This is a genomic window from Motiliproteus sediminis, assembly GCF_017912535.1.
In the GTDB taxonomy this organism is placed as follows: Bacteria; Pseudomonadota; Gammaproteobacteria; order Pseudomonadales; family Balneatricaceae; genus Motiliproteus; species Motiliproteus sediminis.
In genome coordinates, this window is record NZ_JAERQK010000002.1 from 382,548 (window position 1) to 399,655 (window position 17,108).

At 60.4% G+C, this 17,108-nt stretch carries 13 protein-coding genes and 1 tRNA gene; 3 read left to right on the forward strand and 11 right to left on the reverse strand.

Features of this window, described 5'->3' with window-relative positions:
* Positions 1–9: 9 nt before the first annotated feature.
* The 5 genes from JJQ76_RS06300 to serB form a co-directional block, all read right to left on the reverse strand.
* Complete coding sequence (locus tag JJQ76_RS06300; RefSeq protein ID WP_246480330.1) at positions 10–942, reverse strand: ABC transporter permease; 933 nt, start codon at positions 940–942, stop codon at positions 10–12.
* Positions 939–2,018 carry an ABC transporter permease gene (locus JJQ76_RS06305; protein WP_210395867.1) on the reverse strand — a complete coding sequence of 360 codons (1,080 nt, stop codon included), beginning with the start codon at positions 2,016–2,018 and terminating at the stop codon, positions 939–941. Before JJQ76_RS06305 ends, JJQ76_RS06300 begins: the two co-directional genes overlap by 4 nt.
* Entirely contained in the window at positions 2,005–3,579 is a 1,575-nt protein-coding gene (locus JJQ76_RS06310) for an ABC transporter ATP-binding protein (RefSeq protein ID WP_210395868.1), read from the reverse strand. The genes JJQ76_RS06305 and JJQ76_RS06310 overlap by 14 nt, the downstream gene beginning before the upstream one ends.
* Positions 3,580–3,711: 132 nt before the next feature.
* The gene (locus tag JJQ76_RS06315) at positions 3,712–4,377 is read right to left on the reverse strand and encodes a TetR/AcrR family transcriptional regulator (protein WP_210395869.1); all 666 of its coding nucleotides are present in this window, start codon (positions 4,375–4,377) and stop codon (positions 3,712–3,714) included.
* Positions 4,364–5,572, reverse strand: a complete 1,209-nt coding sequence (gene serB, locus JJQ76_RS06320; protein WP_210395870.1) for a phosphoserine phosphatase SerB — start codon at positions 5,570–5,572, stop codon at positions 4,364–4,366. The genes JJQ76_RS06315 and serB overlap by 14 nt, the downstream gene beginning before the upstream one ends.
* 106 nt (positions 5,573–5,678) lie before the next feature.
* Between serB and JJQ76_RS06325 the strand changes: the two genes are divergently transcribed.
* Entirely contained in the window at positions 5,679–7,094 is a 1,416-nt protein-coding gene (locus JJQ76_RS06325) for a bifunctional DedA family/phosphatase PAP2 family protein (protein ID WP_210395871.1), read from the forward strand.
* Positions 7,095–7,648: 554 nt separating this feature from the next.
* Here JJQ76_RS06325 and rnr read toward each other — a convergent pair.
* From rnr to queA, 6 genes are all read right to left on the reverse strand, one after another.
* Entirely contained in the window at positions 7,649–10,168 is a 2,520-nt protein-coding gene (gene rnr / locus JJQ76_RS06330) for a ribonuclease R (RefSeq protein ID WP_210395872.1), read from the reverse strand.
* A 110-nt stretch (positions 10,169–10,278) separates the two neighbouring features.
* A complete protein-coding gene (gene secF / locus JJQ76_RS06335; protein WP_210395873.1) occupies positions 10,279–11,187 on the reverse strand; it encodes a protein translocase subunit SecF in 909 nt (302 codons plus the stop codon).
* A 4-nt stretch (positions 11,188–11,191) separates the two neighbouring features.
* Positions 11,192–13,057, reverse strand: coding sequence for a protein translocase subunit SecD (secD, locus tag JJQ76_RS06340; RefSeq protein WP_210395874.1), 1,866 nt, complete (start codon positions 13,055–13,057; stop codon positions 11,192–11,194).
* 71 nt (positions 13,058–13,128) lie between these two features.
* The gene (gene yajC / locus JJQ76_RS06345) at positions 13,129–13,455 is read right to left on the reverse strand and encodes a preprotein translocase subunit YajC (protein WP_210395875.1); all 327 of its coding nucleotides are present in this window, start codon (positions 13,453–13,455) and stop codon (positions 13,129–13,131) included.
* 50 nt (positions 13,456–13,505) lie between these two features.
* Positions 13,506–14,621, reverse strand: a complete 1,116-nt coding sequence (gene tgt, locus JJQ76_RS06350) for a tRNA guanosine(34) transglycosylase Tgt (RefSeq protein ID WP_210395988.1) — start codon at positions 14,619–14,621, stop codon at positions 13,506–13,508.
* Positions 14,622–14,642: 21 nt separating this feature from the next.
* Positions 14,643–15,683 (reverse strand): tRNA preQ1(34) S-adenosylmethionine ribosyltransferase-isomerase QueA, encoded by a 1,041-nt coding sequence (gene queA / locus JJQ76_RS06355; RefSeq protein WP_210395876.1) that lies wholly within the window; start codon positions 15,681–15,683, stop codon positions 14,643–14,645.
* 147 nt (positions 15,684–15,830) lie between these two features.
* On the opposite strand from queA, the gene JJQ76_RS06360 reads away from it, so the two are divergent.
* Positions 15,831–15,917 (forward strand) — tRNA-Leu (locus tag JJQ76_RS06360).
* A gap of 173 nt (positions 15,918–16,090) precedes the next feature.
* A complete protein-coding gene (locus JJQ76_RS06365) occupies positions 16,091–17,086 on the forward strand; it encodes a hypothetical protein (RefSeq protein WP_210395877.1) in 996 nt (331 codons plus the stop codon).
* Positions 17,087–17,108: the final 22 nt, after the last annotated feature.

The following is a 17,108-nucleotide window of genomic DNA, read 5'->3' on the forward strand; positions in this document are numbered from 1 at the left end:
TCAACCCTGTCAGGCCGAAGGTCTAAACACCCGCCCCAGCGACGCCGGTCGGTTCTCGCGCAGCTTGACGCTGTCACGCGAGATCAGCACCAGCACCACCACCGTCGCCAGATAGGGCAGCATAGACAGGAACTGCGAGGGAATCGACACCCCCATCCCCTGCCCGTGCAGCTGCAGAATGGTAACCCCGCCAAACATGTAGGCCCCTGCCAGCACACGCCCCGGCTTCCAGGAGGCGAACACTACCAGCGCCAAAGCCACCCAGCCACGCCCGGCGGTCATATTCTCCGACCACATCGGGGTGGACACCAACGATAGGTAAGCACCGCCAACACCCGCCATCGCCCCACCGAAAATCAGTGCCAAGTAGCGAATCCGAATCACCGGGTATCCCAGCGCGTGAGCCGACGACGGCGACTCCCCCACCGCACGCAGAATCAGTCCGGCGCGGGTGTGATAGATAAACAGACTCAACCCGACCACCAGCAGCAACGACAAATACACCAGCGCGTTGTGATCGAACAGCAAAGATCCCAGCAGCGGAACATCGGCCAGCAACGGAATCGCCAATGTTGGCAGCGGAGTAATGGTGGTGCCGACGAACCCGGCCCCCAGCAACGCACTCAGGCCGACGCCAAACAGGGTCATCGCCAACCCGGTCGCGACCTGATTGGCCAGCAGGCTCAACACCAACAGTCCATGCAACAACGCCACCAGCGCGCCAGCAGCGGCGCCGGCCAACACGCCCAGATAGGGGTTGCCGCTGACCACGGTGGCTGCAAAAGCCGCGACCGCACCTATCAGCATCATCCCCTCAAGCCCCAGATTCAGCACCCCGGAGCGCTCGGTCACCATCTCCCCCAAGGCGGCAAAAAGCAGCGGCGTGGCCGCGCCGATAATGGTCAATGCCACCGCCTGCAACATCAGCACCGACTCGCTCATAGCTCTCCTCCTGCCACTCGAGGCCGTCCGACGCGCACGCGATACTGAATCAGCACATCACAAGCGAGCAAATAAAACAGCAACATCCCCTGGAACACCCCGGTCACCGCCTGCGGCAGCCCCATGACAATCTGCAGGTTCTCCCCGCCCAGATACGAGAGCGCCAACAGCACGCCCGCAATGGTTACCCCCAGCGGATGCAAGCGCCCCACAAAGGCGACGATAATGGCGGTAAAGCCATACCCCGGCGACACCTGTGGCACCAACTGACCGATGGGGCCGGACACTTCGATCATACCGGCCAGACCCGCCAGGGCGCCCGATAGCAGCAGCGCGAACCAGACCAGCGCCCGCTCCCTGAAGCCGGCAAACTGGGCCGCCCGCGGCGACGCCCCGACAACCCGCACCTGAAAACCCACCAGCGTTCGCGCCAGCATCACCCACACCCCGGCAACAATCACCAGGGTCAGCAGTAACCCCAGGTGCAAACGGGTGCCTTCCAGCAGCAACGGCAGGGTGGCAAAGTCGTCAAACAATTTTGATTCAGGGAAGTTGAAGCCGTCCGGGTCGCGCCAGGGACCATGCACCAGGTAGCTCAGGAACAGCAACGCCACATAGGAGAGCATCAGACTGGTGAGGATTTCATTGGCGTTATAGCGGGTGCGCAGTAGCGCCGGGATGGCGGCCCAGAACATACCGCCCAGCACCCCCAACACCATCATCAGCGGCAGCACCCAGCCGCCGCTGTCAGTAGGCACCCAGATCGCCAGACCACCGGCAAATACCGCGCCCATCGCCAGCTGCCCCTCGGCACCGATGTTCCACACGTTGGCGCGAAAGCCGACCGCCAGCCCGACGCCAATCAGCACCAAAGGTACCGCCTTGACCAGCAGTTCACTGACACCATAGCTGTCGCTGACCGGCTGGATAAAGAAGGCGTATAACGCCTCCCCCGCATTCACGCCCAGCAGCATGAAAATCAAAAACCCGCTGACCAGGGTCAACAGCAACGCCAGCAGCGGTGACAGATACACCATCGCTTTCGAGGCCTGCGGCCGCGGCTCAAGACGCAACATGGGCATCCCCCCTGGAATGATCGGCGGCATACATAACCCCGGCGGTCTCCAGCGCCGTACCGGTCATCAGCAAGCCGACCTCCTCGATGGTCAGATCGTTGCGCTGGTACAGCGGTGACAAACGCCCGCCGCAGATGGCACCAATGCGGTGACTGATCAGCATCAGCTCGTCGAGATCCTGCGACACCACCAACACCGCCGTACCTTGTGCCGCCAGCGCCTGCAGTGAACGATGAATAATGGCAGCGGCCCCTGCGTCTACGCCCCAGGTGGGTTGAGCGATCACCAGTACCTCCGGCGTTTGGTGCACCTCGCGTCCGACGATAAACTTCTGCAGATTACCGCCGGACAAGCTGCCGGCCGCCGCGCCAAAGCCGCTGCAGCGGACGTCGAAACGGTCGATCACCTCACGGGCAAAATCTTTCACCGCGCCCTGACGCACAAAGCCGCGGCGCAGAAACGGCTGGCGCGAGTAGCCACTGAGCAGAGCGTTGTCGTGCAGACTCATCTCCGGCACCGAGCCATGCCCCAGCCGCTCTTCAGGCACAAAACAGAGCCCGCGCTGGCGCCGCTTATGCGGCCCCAGATGACCCACGCCCTGCCCATCCAGCGAGACTTTGTCTGCGGCACACAGCCACTCGCCGCTCAACGCCTCCAGCAACTCCGCCTGACCGTTACCGGCCACTCCGGCGATACCGACGATCTCGCCGCTATGGACCTCCAGCGAAATTTCATCCAGCGCTACCGCCAGCGCGCTGGCGGCGGGGCGACTGACCTGACGCAGCGCTAACCGAACAGCGCCGCGCTCAACCGCAACACCACTTTCAACGACCTCGATGGTCTCACCCACCATCAGTGCCGCCATGCTGGCTGCGGTTTCCTCCGCCGGCACGCAGGTACCGACATTGCGGCCGCCACGCAGGATCGTGGCGGCGTCACAGAGTTGGCGCACTTCGTCGAGCTTGTGACTGATATACAGGATGGAGCAGCCTTCACTCCGCAACTGGCGCAAGGTGACGAACAACTTGTCCGCTTCCTGCGGCGTCAATACCGAGGTGGGCTCATCCATAATCAACAGACGGGGGTTTTGCAGCAGGCAGCGCACGATCTCGATCCGCTGCTTTTCGCCCACCGACAGACTGTGAACCGCACGATTGGGATCCAGTGGCAGGCCGTAGCGCTCCTCCACCGCCAGAATCTGCCGCTCCAGCTCCTTCATCGGCGGCGGATTGCCCATCCCCAGAGCGATGTTCTCTTTGACCGTCAGCGCTTCAAACAGGGAAAAGTGCTGGAACACCATGCCGATACCCAGCTGGCGCGCACGCGCCGGTGACTCAACCCGGACGGTTTCGCCCTCCCAGCTCAGAGTGCCGGCATCGGGGCGCAGCAAGCCGAAGATCATTTTTACCAGCGTGCTTTTGCCCGCGCCGTTTTCACCCAGCAGCGCGTGAATCTCGCCCGGCATCACCCTGAGGTCAACGCGATCGTTGGCCAGGCAACCGGGAAAAGCCTTAACCACCTGCTGCAATTGCAGCCGCGGAGTAAAGTCTTGGGTTGTCATCCCCAGAGCTCTCTATAAAACACAAAACCCGCCAGAGCGGGCTTGATCGAATAGGGTACGGCCGCCACCAAACATGGCCGGTCCGGAAAGCGGGGCATTATGCCCGAACCGGCGCAAAAATTATACTACCGGTCAATTTTTCGAGACGGTCGATTCAACACCACAGCCACGTAGAAACATAGTCGTCACTTGCGCTTTTATCTGCTCGAAATCGGCCTCGCTCAACTGCTCGCGCCGCATAAACAGCAGTACCTGCGCCTCGTAATCGGCGTAGTGCTGGGTCACCGACCACAGCATAAAGATCAACTGCAGCGGATCAAGCGCCCGCATTTTCCCCTGCGCGATCCAGCCTTCAATGGCCGCACTGAAGCGATCGACCCAGGCTTGCTGCTCGTTATGCAGGAACTCACGCAGCGCCGGCGCACCACGCATCACCTCAGCCGCGAACACCCGCGAGCGCTCGGGACGCTCCCAGGACAAGCGCAGTTTGGCGTCGATATAGTCACTCAACACCTGGCGGGGATCGTCATCCGCAGTCACGCTGTCCAGCGGGCAGTTCCAGTCGTTGAGAATCTGTTCCAGCAGCGCGCGGTAGAGCACCTCTTTAGTCTCGTAGTAGTAGTGCACCTGAGCCTTGGCCAATCCCGCCGCTTCGGCGATCGCCTGGGTGCTGGTACCACGAAAACCGTCGCGCGCAAACAGGGTCTCGGCGGCGGCCAAAATAGCAGCACAGCGCTCACGGCGAATACGGCCGGCGCGGCGACCGCCCGGCGAAACCTTGGCTTTAGTGGAGGGCATCGCGATCACGGAATCCAATCAGGTACAAAATGCCATCCAGCCCCAGGGTTGAGATCGCCTGCTTGGCGTTCTCGCGCACCAGCGGCTTGGCACGGAAAGCGATACCGAGGCCCGCAATACTGAGCATCGGCAGATCGTTGGCACCATCGCCGACGGCAATGGTCTGCTCCAGACGCACCCCTTCGCGTGCAGCAATCTCACGCAGCAGTTCGGCCTTGCGCTTACCGTCCACCACCGTACCGGTCACCCGCCCGGTGACTTTACCGTCTTCCACCTCCAGTTCATTGGCATAGACGTAATCAAACCCCAGCTTATTTTTCAGGTGCTCTCCGAAGTAGGTAAAGCCACCGGACAGAATCGCGGTTTTGAAACCCAGCGCCTTGAGATTGGACACCAACTCCTCCGCCCCTTCCGTCATCGGCAGCCGCTTGGCGATTCGCTCCAACACGGAGTCATCCAGCCCCTTGAGCAGCGCCACCCGGCGTTTGAAGCTTTCGGTGAAGTCGATTTTGCCCTGCATCGCCTCTTCGGTAATCGCCGCCACCTGCTCGCCCACTCCGGCCTCTTTGGCCAACTCGTCGATCACTTCCGCTTCGATCAGGGTCGAATCCATGTCGAACACCACCAGCCGGCGATTGCGGCGGTAGATGTCGTCTTTCTGGAAGGCAATATCCACATCCAGTTCGCTGGCGGCGGCCAGAAACTCCGCACGCAGGCTTTCCGACGGTGCACCACGCACCGAAAACTCAACGCAAGCCTTGGTGCGCTGATCGGCATCGTTGAGGTGAATACGACCCGAGAGCCGGCTGATGTTGTCGATATTAAGCCCGTGATCCGCCGCGATCTGGGTCACCTTGGCGATATGGCCGGCACTGATGCGCCGTGCCAGCAGGGTAATAATGTGACGCGCTTTGCCCTGCCCCTCGACCCAGCGTTCATAGTCACGATGATTCACCGGGTCGAACTTAGTGGTCATCCCCAGCTCGTGCATCCGGAACAGCACGTCACTGAGAATCGGCGAGGACTCCGCCGCCTTGGGGATCTCCACCAGAATCCCCAATGACAGGTTGTCATGGATCACCGCCTGACCGATATCGAGGATATTGACCTGATAACGCGCCAGCGTCTGGGTGATGGTGGAGGTGACGCCGGGCTTGTCTTCACCGGCAATAGTGATAAGAATGATTTCCTTCACGCGCCCTTTACCTGTTCGACTGTCGGAATTTTATCGCGGGCCGCTATTCTAACCTCTGTGGCCGTTAAAGGTTAGGCCTCATACCAACGCGCCAGACCATGGACCGATGAACGACACGCTCAGCGCCCTCAGCGACTGGCTTGGCCAGAACCCGCAATGGATCCCCCTGACTCTGGGTCTGACCGCCCTGATCGAATCGGCGGCGATGATCGGCGTAGTAATACCCGGTGTCGCTGTCCTGTACGCTGCGTCGGCCCTGGCCGGCGTACTCGACATCTCGCTGGCCGCCTGTATCGGTGCCGCCGCCCTGGGGGCTTTTATCGGCGATGTCGCCAGTTTTTATCTGGGCCGATACGCCCACCGCCCGGCCCTGAGGGTGTGGCCGTTCAAACAGCACCCAGACTGGATCATCCGTGGCGAACGCTTTATCCAGCGCCACGGCATCCCCAGCGTAGTCATCGGGCGCTTCGTTGGCCCGATACGGCCGGTACTGCCCTTTGTCGCCGGCATGTTGGCGATGCCACCGCAGCGTTTTATTCCGGTTAACGCACTGTCGGCTATGCTCTGGTCGCCAGCTTATATTCTGCCCGGGTATCTGTTTGGCCGCCTGGCCGAAGCGGGACTGGACGCGCCCCAGAATAGTCCCTGGCTCAACCTGTTACTGCTGGTCATTATCGCCGGCGGACTGATTACACTGGGCTTACTGCACCGCGGACTATCCCCCGGTAGCGCCGCTTATCAAAAACTGGATCACCACCCCACATGGCAACAGTGGCGCAGCCCGCTGAGCGGCGAACTACCGCTCACCTCCATGGCGCTGGGCATAGTTGCGCTCACGACTTTTGTTGCCATCGCCCTGACCGTCACGCTGGGCAACCCGCTGGCACCGCTCGATCAGGCCATCACCGCACTGTTCCGCAACGCCCGCACGCCAGAGTGGGACAGCCTGGTCGTCCTGATCACCTCATTTGGTGATAGTGCCAATCTGTTACCGCTAAGCCTGCTGATCGCACTGTTTCTGTGGTATCGCGGAGACCGGGCCGGCGCATTGCACTGGATCGGAGCCATGCTGCTGCTGGCGCTGCTCAATCACCTCACCAAAACCGGCTTCGCCCTGCCACGGCCCGACTATCTGCTGCAACCGCTCAGCTCCTATTCGTTCCCCAGCGCCCACAGCTCCAACAGCACCCTGTTTTTCGCTCTCTGCGCCTGTTGGCTGGCGCAGAGCCGCCCCTACCATCAACGCCTGGGGATCTACGCCCTGGCCACGCTGCCGGCAGCCGCAATCTGCCTGTCGCGCCTCTATCTTGGCGTGCACTGGCTTACCGATGTGATTGGCGGCGTCTGCCTGGCGCTGACGGTTTGCGCTGCCACGCGCTTCAGCCATAGCCGCTGGCAGCAGCCGGTCCGTTTTCGGCGGTCCGGCCTTGTTCTGCTGCTTGGCGCCAGCCTGTGGACGACGCTCTATCTCTGCTGGCGTTATCCCTCCGCACTCGTCGGCTACACCCCGATTCCGCTCTGACCCGGAAACGCCACACAGGGCGAGCCTCGGAGCGCCCGCCAGCCGCGACTTATTGCCCACAGATTCTGTGCATAACATTGTTAACAGCCTATTAGCGCTTCGCTACAGCCCAGACATAACGGGGCTTTGCGGCCGATGATGATTCGCTGAGCAGGGGATCTGCAAGGGTCATGGCACAGCTTTTTCGATGTTAACAAGCAGAGTCAAAGTCAACCCCTAATCCGTTATTTTATCGACAGAACACCAGATGAGATTCGCTTTGTCTCGCGTACAGGTTATCTACAGAAGCTGTGGATAAAAGTGTTAACAAACTTGTGGCGGAAAGCTCGAACAGCCGCCACCGCGAGGCTGGCAGCAATTGGTCGTTATTCGCCCATAATTCAGCCTGACGGTCAGGCACGGACACGCCGCGCGTGCCAGCCGCCCGCATCAAAAGGTGCTTCGCGGGTCAGGGAAGGGATGGCTCGAATCTGCCGTTCTCGGACACTGCTCCAAAAGGCGCGATGAACCACAAAAAAGGGGAGCTTAGCTCCCCTCTACGAATGACTCCGGTTCTAGCGGCTACGTTTCCGCCGGCTTCCTCCGCCCGACTTGGCCGGAGCCTTGCCGGCGGGCTTGCCGTCTGCCGGCTTTTTCCCCGCCCCACCGGCAGGTTTGCTGCCGACCTTACCCTGGCGCAGCTTATCCCGGGTGGAGCCGGACTTGCCCGACCGGGAGGAGGAACTCTTCTTGGCCGGATTCTGCCATTCGCCCGAGCTCTTGCCAGTCTTGGCACGCGCGCCGCCTTTGCCTTTGTTCCGCCCCGACAGTTTGTCCACCAGCTCAAAGTCGATCTTGCGCTCGTCCAGATCAACCCGCACCACCTTGACCAGCAACTCATCGCCCAAACGATAACTAACCCGGGTTCGCTCGCCGGTCAGACGCTGCTTGGCCGCATCAAAGTGATAGTAGTCACCGGCCAGCGCGGTGACATGAATCAGCCCCTCAACATAGATATCCTTCAGTTCCACAAACAGACCAAAGTTGGTCACCCCGTTGACCACCCCGACAAACTCGTTGCCGATGCAATCCTGCATGTATTCGCACTTCAGCCACGCCTGCACATCCCAGCTGGCGGCATCAGCGCGGCGCTCGGCCATGGAACAGTGCTCTCCCAGCGCCACCATGGCCGCCATGTCGTAGGGGTAACTCTTGGCGGGCTCCTGCACCGGCGCCCCCTTGAGTCGACGGACCGGATCACTACCGCGCCCGGTAACCGACTTCATGGCCCGGGTCAGTAACCCGCCACTTTCAGGGCTGTGAATCACCGAGCGAATCGCCCGGTGCACCAGCAGATCCGGGTAACGGCGGATCGGTGAAGTAAAGTGGGCGTAAGCCGGGTAGGAGAGACCAAAGTGACCCTGATTATCAGGGGTGTAGACCGCCTGGCTCAACGAGCGCAACATCATGGTTTGCACCACGTGGGCATCCGGCCGCTCACCGATACTACTGAGCAGTTTGTCGTAATGGGCGGGAGTCGGCTTGTCGCCGCCCCCCAGATCCAGCCCCAGCTCGCCCAGAAAGGTGCGCAGACTCTCCAGCTTCTTCGCTTTCGGCCCTTCATGCACCCGGTAGAGCGCGGGTATCTTCAGCTTCTGCAGAAAACGCGCCGTGGCTACGTTGGCGCACAGCATGCACTCCTCGATCAGCTTGTGGGCGTCGTTACGCACGACGGGTACGATGCGTTCAATCTTGCGCTCCTGGCCGAACTGGATCTTGGTCTCGGTGGTTTCGAAATCGATCGCACCGCGCTCGTAGCGGGCGCGGCGCAACGCTTTGTACAGGCTGTGCAGTTCGATCAAGTGCGGCACCAACGCCTCATGATCGCCGATCAGTTGCTGGCCGGTTTCCGACTCCGGCTCCTCCAGCAGCGCGCCCACCTGGGTGTAGGTCAACCGCGCATGAGAACGGATCACCGCTTCGTAAAAACAGTAGCTGCTGAGATTGCCGCGGGCGCTGATGGTCATTTCGCACACCATCGCCAACCGATCAACATCGGGGTTGAGCGAGCACAGTCCGTTGGACAGCGCTTCTGGTAGCATCGGCACCACCTGGCCGGGGAAGTAAACCGAGGTAGCACGGTTTTCCGCTTCCTGATCCAGCGCGCTGCCCGGAGTCACGTAGTGGGACACATCGGCGATCGCCACGAACAGCCGCCAGCCACCGCCCTTGCGTGCTTCGGCATAGACAGCGTCGTCAAAGTCGCGGGCGTCCTCGCCATCGATGGTCACCAGCGGCGTATTGCGCAGGTCAATCCGGTTGGCCTTATCGGCTTCTGCCACCTCGGCTCCCAGCTTACTGGCCGCCTGGGTCACGGCCGTGGGCCACACATGGGGAATGTCATGATTGCGGATCGCGACATCGATCTCCATGCCGGGCGCCATATGGTCACCCAGCACCTCCACCACCCGCGCCCGGATCATCGACACCCGATCGGCATATTGGGTGATCTCTGCCAGCACATACTGGCCGTCTTCAGCACCGCGGCGATCGTCGTCGGCAATCAGGATCTCGTTGGAGATGCGGTTATTTTCCGGCAGCAGAATGCATATCCCCTGATCGACGCGCAGCCGCCCAACCAGTTGCTTGGTGTTGCGTTCCAGCACCTCCACAATTTTGGCCTCTTCGCGCCCCCGGTGATCCAGCCCGCTGATCCGCACCAGCACCCGATCACCGTCAAAGACCTTGCGCATCTGGCGATTGTGCAGGAACAGATCGTCACCGCCTTCGTCGCGCACCAGAAAGCCGTAGCCGTCCCGATGACCGATCACCCGTCCGGCGATCAGATCCATATGCGTCACCAAGCCGTAACCGCCCTTGCGATCACGGATCACCTGACCATCGCGCTCCATCGCCCGCAGCCGCCGCCGCAGCGCCTCCTGCTGCTCGTCGTCAAACAGCTTCAGCTCCGCCGCCAGCTGTTCGCGCTTCAGGGGCTTGCCGCGCTCGCGCAGCAGGTCGAGGATAAATTCGCGACTGGGAATCGGGTTGTCGTAGTTACGCGCTTCGCGATCAGCGTGGGGGTCGCGGCTCATGGTATGAATTCTCTGGATAATTAATCAGCATCAGGCTGAAGGCTAGCAGGTTATCGACTGCCAGGGGGAGGGGGAAGCCGTGCCGGCGGTCGCCGGCACGGATAGATTTATCAAGGAAGGTCGTCCACCTCTTCCTCTTTTTCCGGCGGCAGCAGATCCTCGCGGCTGATGTTCATCACCAGTAAGACGTTGGCAGCAACATAAATGGAGGAGTAAGTACCCACCAACACGCCAATCATCAACGCCGTAGCGAAGCCGTGAATCATTTCGCCACCGAAGAAGAACAGCGCAAACAGCACCAGCAAGGTGGTCAACGAGGTCATCAAGGTGCGGCCAAGGGTCTGATTCAGCGACTCGTTAATGATCTCCTCCGAGTCACCCTTGCGCATCTTGCGGAAATTTTCGCGGATGCGGTCGGACACTACGATGGTGTCGTTGAGGGAGTAACCGATCACCGCCAGAATCGCCGCCAGCACCGTCAGGTCGAAGTCCAGTTTCAGCAGTGAGAACACGCCCAACACGATAAAAACATCGTGCGCCAGGGCCACCACAGCGCCAACCGAAAACTTGAACTGAAAGCGGAACGCCACGTAAAGCATGACGATAGCCAGCGCCAGCAACATGCCAAGACCGCCCTGCTCGCGCAGCTCTTCGCCCACCTGGGCACCGACGAACTCCGAGCGCAGCAGACTGACCTCAGCCTCGGTGCCGGCACGCAGCGCGCTCAGCACCTCGTCGCCAAGGGTGGCGGTGTGATCCTGTGCCAGCCGCACCATGATGTCGGTGGGCGAGCCAAAGGTCTGCACGATCGCCTCCGGGTAGCCGGCCTGCCCCAGGCTGGCACGGATATCTTCCAGTGGCTGGGCTTTGCTATAGGCCACCTCCACCAGCGCACCGCCAGTGAAGTCCAGGCCAAACTGTAACTTATTGACGAACAATGAAGCTATCGAGCCCAGCACCAGCGCGATGGAGAACGCCGCCAGCAGCTTGCGTACGCCCATGAAATTAATCGTTTTCATCGCTTCAAACTCCTCCACCGATGGACAACCGCTTGATCTCTCGCCCACCGTAGATCAGGTTGACCAGCGAGCGGGTCACCATGATGGCGGTAAACATGGAGGTGATGATCCCCAACGACAGGGTCACCGCAAAGCCTTTGACCGGCCCGGTACCAACGGCGAACAGGATCACCGCCACCAGCAGGGTCGTCAGGTTGGCATCGAAGATGGTCGAGAAGGCACGCTCGTAACCGGCATGAATCGCCGATTGGGGCGGCAGACCGTTTTTCAGCTCCTCCTTGATTCGCGAGAAGATCAGCACGTTGGCGTCCACCGCCATGCCCACCGTCAGCACAATACCCGCAATACCCGGCAGGGTCAGGGTCGCCGACAACATCGACATCGCCGCCACCAGCATCACCAGGTTCAGACTCAGCGCGACGTTGGCGACAATACCGAAGACGCGGTAAAACACCAGCATGAACACCAGCACCAGGGCAAAGCCGATCTGGACCGAGGTCACCCCCAGCTCAATGTTCTGCTGCCCGAGGCTCGGCCCCACCGTGCGCTCCTCAACAAAGTAGATCGGTGCCGCCAGCGCACCGGCGCGCAGCAACAACGCCAGCTCCGAGGCCTCACCGGCGCCATCGAGGCCGGTAATGCGGAACTGGTTACCCAACGCGGTCTGGATGGTTGCCAGACTGATGATCTTCTTCTCAACGTAGGGGGTGCGAATCTCCTGCTCGACGCCCTCGACCATTTCGTAGCGAGTGCGGGTCTTATGCTCGATAAACAGCACCGCCATACGGCGCTTGACCGCGTTGCGGGTCACTCGGTTCATCATCCGACCGCCGTTACCGTCGAGGGTAATGGAGACCTGCGGCATGCCGTTTTCGTCGAAGTTGGCCTGCGCGTTGGCAACGCTGCTGCCGGTGATAATGATATCTTTCTCTATGGTGGCCGGACGTGAGCGCTCGTCGCGGAACTCGAAGGTTTCGGTATTGGCGCGAGACTCGTCCGGGCGCGCTTCGAGACGGAACTCTAGGTTGGCAGTTTTACCCAGAATACGCTTGGCCGCAGCGGTATCCTGTACGCCCGGCAGTTGCACCACGATGCGGTTACGGCCCTGGCGCTGTACCAGCGGTTCCGCCACACCCAGCTCATTGACCCGGTTGCGAATGGTGGTGAGGTTCTGTTTGATGGCGTAATCCTCGATTTCACGGATCTTCGCCTCGGTCAGATTGATGTTGAGGAAGGACTCGCCATCAGCGTCCTCAGCTGCAATCTGGAACTCGCTGTATTCGCGCCGCAGCAGGGTCTGACCCGCATCACGGGCCTCGGCATCGCTGAATTTGACGTTCAGGCTGCCATCCTCGTTGTGGGTGATAGCGCGATAGCGAATCCGCTCACTCCGCAACTTGGTTTTGATTTCACTGACGTAGACATCCAGCCGCTGTTTGACCGCGGCCACCATATCCACCTCCATCAGGAAATGAACCCCGCCACGCAGGTCCAGACCCAGTTTCATCGGCCCGGCACCGATACTGGTCAGCCAGTCCGGCGTGGTGGGTGCCAGGTTGAGCGCGGTAACATAGTCGTCACCCAGACCTCGCTTGATCGCCTCTTGGGCACGCAGCTGCTCGTCGGAACTCCGGAAGCGCAGCAACGCCCCGTTGCTCTCCAGCTCACTGGCTGTGCTGGTGAGGCCTTCAGTTTCCAGCGCCCGCTTGGCGCGCTCCAGTATCCGGTCGTCGATGGGCGTTGCAGAGCTGGCGCCCGTCACCTGCACGGCATAGTCATCAGGGTACAGGTTGGGCGCGGCATAGATAACGCCCACCGCCAGTACCAGCACGATCAGCAGGTTTTTCCACAGGGGGTATCGATTCAGCATATCGGTGTCAGTCTTAAATAAGAAAACGCCACTGGTATGCAGTGGCGTTATGGGAAGCGTTTACAGCGCGCTTAGATTTCCTTGATGGTGCCTTTGGGCAGCGCGGCAGTAATGTGCATCTTCTGGAATTTAAGCTCGGTGCCTTCGGCAACACTCAGGACCACGTAATCGTCGTCCAGCTTGGTCACCTTGCCCAGAATACCGGCGCTGGTTACCACTTCATCACCCTTGGCCAGATCCGCGATCAGCGCTTTATGCTCTTTGGCACGCTTGCTCTGGGGGCGCCACATCATGAAGTAGAAGATCAGGGCGAAACCAACCAGAAAAATAATACCGGAAATATCGCTGGGTCCGGCCGCACCCGCTTCAGCCCACGCGGGAGAGATAAAAAAGCTCATTGAGGTCTCCTAAGACACTTAACTTCTAGGCGGTCATCGACCGCATGTAATCAGCCCAGTTCGGGCACGTTCTGCCCACGTTTGTGGTAGAACTCCGTCACAAAGGCGTCCAATTTACCCTGTTCGATGGCGCTTCGCAATCCGGCCATCAGGTTTTGGTAATAGCGCAAGTTGTGAATGGTATTCAGCTGCGCACCGAGCATCTCCTTGCACTTGTCGAGGTGATGGAGATAGCCGCGACTGAAGTTCTGGCAGGTGTAGCAGTCACAGTCCGGGTCAAGCGGGCCGGTGTCGTGACGATGACCGGCATTACGGATTTTCACCACCCCTTCGGAGGTGAACAGGTGGCCGTTGCGGGCGTTGCGGGTCGGCATTACGCAGTCGAACATATCCACCCCGCGACGCACGCCTTCAACCAGGTCCTCAGGGCGCCCAACCCCCATCAAATAACGTGGCCGATCCTCGGGCAGTCTGGGCGCGGTGTGGTCCAGAATCCGCAACATATCCGCTTTGGGCTCACCCACCGACAATCCGCCAATGGCGTAACCATCAAAGCCGATATCGGCCAGACCCGTGAGCGACTCTTCACGCAGCGATTCGTACATCCCCCCCTGCACGATCCCAAACAGCGCCGAGGGGTTGTCGCCGTGAGCATCCTTGGAGCGCCGCGCCCAGCGCAGTGACAGGCGCATGGAATCCGCCGCCTGCTGCTCCGTGGCCGGATAAGGTGTGCACTCATCAAAGATCATCACGATATCGGATCCCAGCTCGCGCTGAACCTCCATCGAGCGTTCCGGAGTCAACTCCACCCTGGAGCCGTCCACCGGCGACTGAAACTTGACGCCCTCTTCAGTGATCTTGCGCATCGCCCCCAGGCTGAACACCTGAAAACCACCGGAATCGGTCAGGATCGGCCCCTGCCACTGGATAAAGTCATGCAGATCGCCGTGCTCACGGACCACCTGGGTACCCGGGCGCAGCATCAAATGGAAGGTATTCCCCAGAATAATCTGCGCCCCTGTATCGACGATATCCCGGGGCAGCATCCCCTTGACGGTGCCGTAGGTACCCACCGGCATGAAGGCCGGCGTCTCCACCACCCCGCGGGGAAAGCTAAGCCGGCCACGCCGGGCTTTGCCGTCAGTCGCCAACAGGTCAAAGCTCATAAAACATTCACGAGACACGATCTACTCCTCGTCAAGCGTGCGCCGAGTAATAAACATGGCGTCGCCGTAACTGAAAAAACGGTATTGCTGGCGCACAGCCTCCTCATAGGCATGGCGCACATGCGCGGTGCCGGCAAAGCTGCTGACCAGCATCAGCAGGGTCGATTCCGGCAGGTGAAAGTTGGTGACCAGCGCATCGACCACCTGCCAGCGATAGCCCGGGTAAATAAAGATGTCGGTATCACCGGTATAGGGTTTGAGTTCACCATCGCGGGCCGCGCTTTCGAGGCAGCGCACACTGGTGGTACCCACCGCGATCACCCGGCCACCGCGAGCCCGCGTCGCCCTCACTTTGTCCACCACCGCGGCGGTCACCTCAATCTGTTCGGCATGCATCTTGTGTTCGGCGATGGTGTCGACCCGTACCGGCTGAAAGGTGCCCGCGCCCACATGCAGAGTCACGAACGCCTGTTCCACCCCCTTGTCTCGCAGCGCCGCCAGCAGCGCATCATCAAAGTGCAATCCGGCGGTGGGCGCCGCCACCGCGCCGGGGCGTTCGCTATAAACGGTCTGGTAACGCTCGCGGTCAGACAACTGGTCGGCGCGATCAATATAGGGTGGCAGCGGCATATGGCCCACTTGCTCCAGCCATTGCAGCACCGTTCGATCACCGCCAAAGCGGACCTCAAACAGTGACTCCTGCCGACCCGTCACTTCGGCCGGGCAGACGCCCTCCAGCGTCAGCGCGGTACCTGGTTTGGGCGCTTTGCTGGCACGAATATGCGCTAGCACGTTATGTTCGTCGACAATCCGTTCCACCAGCAGCTCAATCTTGCCGCCACTAGCCTTAACGCCAAACATTCGCGCCGGAATCACCCGGGTGTTGTTGAACACCATCAGGTCGCCAGGGCGCACCCGCTCCAACAGTTCGCGAAACTGGGTGTGCTGCAACTCACCACTGTTACCGTCGAGGCACAACAGCCGGCTGCCGCTGCGTTCCTCGGTGGGATAGCGGGCAATCAACCGATCAGGTAGATCAAAAGTGAAATCTTTAACGCGCATGGAACTCTGCATCGCAACGGCCCAAAAAAAGCCGCCTAGCTTACCGGAAACGGCCTCTGATCGCAGCCCGAAGGCACCGACTGAAATCAGCGCCCGATCGCGATTGACCTGTTGAGAAAGGCGCTTATAATAGCACGCTCTTTTGATGCCAGTGTGGTGAAATTGGTAGACACGACGGATTCAAAATCCGTTGCCTTCACGGGCGTGGCGGTTCGAGTCCGCCCACTGGTACCATGCATCAATGCCTCGCGATTTCGGGGCATTGCCGTTTTTATGCCCGCCTCACGGTGCCTGGCCGCAATCCGGCAAACGCGCCAGCAACATCGCCATCCAGCGGCAATACTTTACTAAGCCCCCCGATTTAGCGCATGGTACGTTCCTTCTGGCAAGGATATGACGGACTTCATATGGATAGGTTATCCAAGCCCCGGCTTGCGGGGCTGCTGCTGTCGCTGCTGGCGCTGCCTGTTTGCGCCGACACCACCCCAAACACCACCGAACCGGGCTGGCTGAGTATCACCGGGGCTTGGCTGGAAACTCAGCGCGACGATCTGTCTGAGGTAGTATTAAACTCTGCTGCGGGGATTGACGGCTACATCGCTCGCGACGACATCACCGAACCGCTAGTGAACGAAAGCTACGTGCGGGTGCGCATGCGTGAACGCCTTGAGAAAGGCGGCGAGCGCAACTTTGATGCCGATATCAAGGCCAAGCTCAAGCTACCCCATACAAAAAATCAGCTCAGGCTGACCTTTGACAGCGACCCGGACGACTTCGAATCGATCAGTAACCGCCGGCGCGACCAAGGGCCGGCGTCCAGCTCCCGGCGCGACCTGGAGAACACCACCGTGGTCGGGCTGGGCTACCTGAGTGAGCTGGGGCGCCACTGGAAGAGCGACTACAACGTCGGCATTCGGCTACATATTCCGCTCAACCCCTATGCGCGCGCCAACTTCTCGCGAGTTATCGAACTGCCTGACAACTGGCAGACCATCCTGCAGCAGAAGTTTTCCTACTTTCACGAGGAGCGGTTCCGGGCCGAAACCAGTGTAGATTTTTTCCGCCCCCTCACTGAACGACTCACCTTCCAGTCCAGCACCGCGGGCCAGTTTATCGACCGCGACGACAACTGGGAGCTCTACCAAGCACTGTCATTGCACCAAAGCCTGACCCACCGTTCAGCGTTTCAACATCAAATCGGCGTCAGCGGCGACACCCGCCCACGTACCCAGACCCGCGACTACTGGATCCGTACCGAGTACCGCCACCAGCTCTACAAGAACTGGCTGTACGGCAAGATCGCACCGGAGCTGTTCTTTACCCGCGACAATAACTTTCGCCTGGAGCCGATCCTGACTTTCGAGCTGGAACTCTTTTTCGGCTACGCCGAGGATAGAATCTAAATTAAAGTAAAAGCCGCCCTTG